Origin of the sequence: Microcystis sp. LSC13-02, from assembly GCA_002282935.1 — a bacterium.
Lineage (GTDB): Bacteria > Cyanobacteriota > Cyanobacteriia > Cyanobacteriales > Microcystaceae > Microcystis.
This window is the reverse complement of sequence record MTBT01000115.1, coordinates 1-4,394: the sequence shown is the minus strand read 5'-3', so window position 1 is coordinate 4,394 and position 4,394 is coordinate 1. Positions and strand designations below refer to the sequence as shown.

At 50.8% G+C, this 4,394-nt stretch carries 5 protein-coding genes and 1 pseudogene; 5 read left to right on the top strand and 1 reads right to left on the bottom strand.

Annotation, left to right across the window (positions count from 1 at the left end):
• Positions 1-148 precede the first annotated feature (148 nt).
• From pstC to BGL89_RS06970, 5 genes are all read left to right on the top strand, one after another.
• Complete coding sequence (gene pstC, locus BGL89_RS06990; protein ID WP_130758527.1) at positions 149-1,090, top strand: phosphate ABC transporter permease subunit PstC; 942 nt, start codon at positions 149-151, stop codon at positions 1,088-1,090.
• A gap of 5 nt (positions 1,091-1,095) precedes the next feature.
• Positions 1,096-1,986 (top strand): phosphate ABC transporter permease PstA, encoded by an 891-nt coding sequence (gene pstA, locus BGL89_RS06985; protein WP_286825075.1) that lies wholly within the window; start codon positions 1,096-1,098, stop codon positions 1,984-1,986.
• 105 nt (positions 1,987-2,091) lie between these two features.
• The gene (gene pstB, locus BGL89_RS06980; protein ID WP_286825074.1) at positions 2,092-2,889 is read left to right on the top strand and encodes a phosphate ABC transporter ATP-binding protein PstB; all 798 of its coding nucleotides are present in this window, start codon (positions 2,092-2,094) and stop codon (positions 2,887-2,889) included.
• On the top strand, positions 2,802-3,263 hold the full coding sequence (locus tag BGL89_RS06975) for a calcium:cation antiporter family protein (protein WP_353743918.1): 462 nt from the start codon (positions 2,802-2,804) through the stop codon (positions 3,261-3,263). Before pstB ends, BGL89_RS06975 begins: the two co-directional genes overlap by 88 nt.
• Positions 3,264-3,430: 167 nt before the next feature.
• Entirely contained in the window at positions 3,431-4,123 is a 693-nt protein-coding gene (locus BGL89_RS06970) for a cadmium resistance transporter (RefSeq protein ID WP_286825073.1), read from the top strand.
• A 125-nt stretch (positions 4,124-4,248) separates the two neighbouring features.
• Here the strand turns inward: BGL89_RS06970 and BGL89_RS21210 are convergent.
• Positions 4,249-4,394, bottom strand: a pseudogene (locus BGL89_RS21210) (RNA-guided endonuclease InsQ/TnpB family protein); the annotation flags it as partial.

The window sequence follows — 4,394 nt, the reverse complement described above, 5'->3', positions numbered from 1 at the left end:
ACTTTTTACCCGGCCAAGCTTTTCTGGTCGGAACCCCCTAAGCCGAGTTTTCAAGGTGCTGCGCCGTCCACTTGGTTTTCGAGACTGGCCTCTTAATTCTAACGTAAAGCCGCCGTTCTACGGCGGGGTTTCAGACCCAAAATTTCCCATGACCACTACCGGTTCTTTTGATGACTCTTTGTTCGCAAGAGGGGATTCTCTTCTCAAGCGAGCCTCCGATGATGTTCCCGAGAAAATTATCGGAACGATTTTGTTCGCCTGCGCCCTTGTATCTGTAGTCACGACCTTCGGCATCGTCGCTATTATTTTCAAGGAAACTGTCGCTTTTTTCCAAGAAGTAAGTCTCGGGCAGTTCTTCTTGGATAGCCAATGGACTCCCCTTTTTAATCCTCCCCGTTTCGGGATCTGGCCGTTGATTAACGGAACCGTTTTAACCACGGTCATCTCAATGGTGGTCGCAGTTCCGTTGGGATTGTCTTCAGCGATTTATCTGGCCGAGTACGCGACCCCGAAAGTAGCTTCTATTCTGCGTCCGGCCGTGGAAATTCTCGCGGGAATTCCCACCGTAGTTTACGGTTACTTCGCACTGATCTTTCTAACGCCCTTACTACGGAATTTTTTACCCGTAGAGGTTTTTAACGCCCTCAGCGCGGGATTGATGATGGGAATCATGATCACCCCGACCGTCGGTTCGATCAGCCTAGACGCGATTAAATCGGTTCCCCGTTCCCTGCGCGAGGGTTCCTACGCCCTAGGAATTACCAAGCTGGAAACAATTTTCAAGGTGGTTCTGCCGGCCGCCCTATCGGGGATTATGGCTTCGATTATTTTGGGGGTTTCCCGTGCGGTGGGAGAAACCATGACCGTCCTGATCGCGGCGGGTGCTCAACCTCGTCTAACTTTCAATCCACTGGAATCGATCGCCACCATGACCGCTTTTATGGCGCAGGTTTCTAGTGGAGATGCCCCCAGAGGGAGTTTCAATTTTAAATCCATCTACGCGGTCGGTGCGGTGCTTTTCCTGATCACTCTGGCGCTCAATATCGGCAGTTATTGGATTTCTAATCGCTTTAAGGAAAAATACGACTAATTATCATGGTTAAATCTTCTCCTACTAGGGATACGGCCGTCTTTAATGATCGACTCGAAAGCCGAGAAACCATCGGCAAAATCTACGAGTATGTTTTCTTGATCGGATTACTCGTCGGTCTATTCGTTCTCGCTCTACTGTTGTTCAATGTCCTTCATGACGGACTGGCCCGCCTACTCACCCCCGGTTTTCTCACGGAAACCCCCTCCCGTTTTCCCGATCGCGGGGGAATTCGCCCCGCGATTATCGGTAGCCTCTATTTGGGAGTAATCGTGATCTTGGTAGCGGTGCCCATCGGGGTGGGAGCAGCCCTATACCTAGAAGAATACGCCCCGAAAAACTGGTGGACGGCGCTGATCGAGGTGAATATCGGCAATCTGGCCGGGGTTCCCTCGATCGTTTACGGTTTGCTCGGTTTAGGGGTCTTCGTCTATTTACTGAATTTCGGCTCTACCCTACTTTCCGGGGCTTTAACCCTTGCGCTTCTCTCGCTGCCAGTCATTATCGTTGCGGCGCGGGAGGCGATCCGGGCGGTTCCCGATTCCCTCCGCCAAGCCTCCTACGGTCTAGGCAGCACCAAATGGCAGACGCTCCAACACCATGTTTTACCCTATGCGGTGCCGGGGATTCTCACGGGGGTAATTATCTCCGTGTCGCGGGCGATCGGGGACGCGGCCTCGCTAGTGGTCGTGGGAGCGGTGAGTTTTCTGACCTTCGATCCTGGTTTATTCGAGCGATTTATGGTACTGCCCATTCAGATTTTTAGTTATGTCTCCCGTCCTGAACCCGGTTTCGCCAACGCCGCCGCCGCAACGATTATTGTTCTGATCCTTTTGATCATGGCGCTGAACGCCATCGCCATCTATCTACGTCAACGTTATTCGACACCGAATTAGGGAAGGCAGCAGGCAAGGGGGTAGATACTTGACATCCCCTATTCCTGCACTCCCCACTTTTCCCTTTTAACCAGTCGTTTAATCATACTCAGGAGAATTGTTGCCATGACTACCCACCTTAACCCAGATCACAGTGTTTTCGATGCGGAAGGTGTCAAAGTTTTTTATAACGGGTTTCTCGCTCTTATGGATGTTCATATTAAAATTCCTGCGCGAAAAATCGTCGCCTTTATCGGCCCCTCCGGTTGCGGGAAAAGTACCCTCTTGCGCTGCTTTAATCGCATGAACGATCTGATCCCCGGCGCCAAGGTGGAGGGAAAATTACTCTACCGAAATCAGAATATTTACGATTCGCAGGTCAACGCGGTCAAGTTACGGCGACAGGTGGGGATGGTTTTCCAACGTCCGAACCCTTTTCCCAAGAGCATTTACGAGAATATCGCCTACGCGCCCCGAACCAACGGTTATCAGGGAAATCTTGAGGAATTGGTCGAGTATTCCCTGCGGCAGGCGGCGATCTGGGAGGAAGTAAAGGACAAACTGAAAGAAAAAGGAACGGCACTATCGGGGGGACAACAACAGCGCCTCTGTATCGCCCGTGCGATCGCTATGAAGCCAGATGTTTTATTGATGGATGAACCCTGTTCGGCCCTCGATCCCATCTCTACCCGTCAGGTGGAGGAATTGTGCCTACAACTGAAGGAAAGTTACACGATCATCACCGTCACCCACAATATGCAGCAGGCATCGCGGATCGCCGACTGGACGGCATTTTTTAACACCGAAACCGATTCGTCTGGGAAACGCCGGGGGAAATTAGTCGAATTCAGCCCCACGGAAGTTATGTTCGGCAATCCGCAAACCGACGAGGCTCGCGAGTATATTACCGGGCGATTCGGGTAATTGAAACAGTAAAGAAGGCTGATAGTCTGTTTTTCAAAACCGTGCGCGGTTTTATCGGCAACGCAGCCGAACACGCCACTGCGGTTAGGGTCGCCTTAAAAGACAAAATGGATCTAGCGGTTTCTGTCACCGTCGGTTCGAGCCTACAAATCGCACTTTTTGTCGCACCGGTTCTCGTAATCGCGGGTTATTTCATCGGTCAGCCGATGGCTCTCGATTTCGATCCGTTTGAATTGGTCGCCGTCGCCGTCGCCGTCTGGCTGGCCAACTCAATCAGTAACGACGGTCGCTCGAACTGGCTAGAGGGCATATTACTCGTCGCGACCTACGCCGTGATCGCCCTCGCTTTCTTTTTCCATCCCGCACCGGGATAAAGCGATCGGTCGTGGGAAATACAGTTTCTCCATCGGGATGGGTAGTAAAATTCTCCCGTTCCGGAACCTCTCAAGGAAAAGCCGAACGCCGAATATTTCGGTTTCCCCTGTCACGGTGAAGGTGTAACTAACTGGAGAACCCGACGGCCATCTTAAGGAAAAAAACGATGATCGAGATTGTGATCGCGATATCTACCGGTGTAGCGGCATTCGTCGCCACCAACCTCGACGATATATTGATCCTGACGATTCTCTTCAGCCAAACGGGGAAACTCTTCCGTCGTCGCGATATCGTGATCGGTCAGTATATCGGCTTTAGTCTGCTTGTTATTGCCAGTTTAGCGGGATTTTTCGGGTGCTTTCTTATCCCTACCCCATGGATTCGCTATCTAGGCCTCGTTCCTGTGATTCTCGGCATCTTTTCCCTTCTCAAAGAAGAGGAGAAGGAGGAAGAGCAGGAGAATGTCGAAGTCAACCTAGAGGGTGCGAAACATTCCCCCTTCGGTGGTTGGTTTGACTCGCGCACCTATAGCGTGGCCGCGTTAACCGTCGCCAACGGGAGCGATAATATCGGCATTTACATTCCCCTGTTCGCCAGTAGTACTGTAACAAGTCTGATCGTTATCGTCAGCGTGTTTTTGATTCTGGTGGGGGTTTGGTGTGCGATCGCCTACGGGTTGACCAGTGTGCCGACCATCGCCACTATTCTCACCAGTCAGGGAAGTACCTTCGTTCCCTGTGTGCTGATCGGTTTAGGAATTTTTATCGTCAAAGAAAGTATTCCCCTCGCGTTTTTGGCCTTAGCAATTAGCTATCTCCGGGCGATCATCGGTCGCAGTAAGGAACTTGCAAAAAAATAAAGTACCATTTATTTCCCAGGCAGAATCATCACATCCCAAGGGGGTAATTATGAGGGTTATTCTGGCGATTAAACTGGTAGAAATTCGGCTCTTCTAGGTTCTGTGTGAGGGTGGTGTAATAGTTACTAATTCTGTACGCAAACGTCGCACTTTGAATCAGCTTTGTACGCTTTGACCCGCACAGGGCTAACTACAAGCCTCTCTATCGGATTCTTGCTAAATGCAACCTCTCCGACTACCTTTCTCCCTATATTTAATGAACCATTAATAT

Excerpts from the sequence above, each read along its gene's own strand:
- pstB (WP_286825074.1), top strand. The coding sequence starts at position 2,092 with ATGACTACCCACCTTAACCCAGATCACAGTGTTTTCGATGCGGAAGGT.
- pstC (WP_130758527.1), top strand. The coding sequence starts at position 149 with ATGACCACTACCGGTTCTTTTGATGACTCTTTGTTCGCAAGAGGGGAT.
- pstA (WP_286825075.1), top strand. The coding sequence starts at position 1,096 with ATGGTTAAATCTTCTCCTACTAGGGATACGGCCGTCTTTAATGATCGA.
- BGL89_RS06970 (WP_286825073.1), top strand. The coding sequence starts at position 3,431 with ATGATCGAGATTGTGATCGCGATATCTACCGGTGTAGCGGCATTCGTC.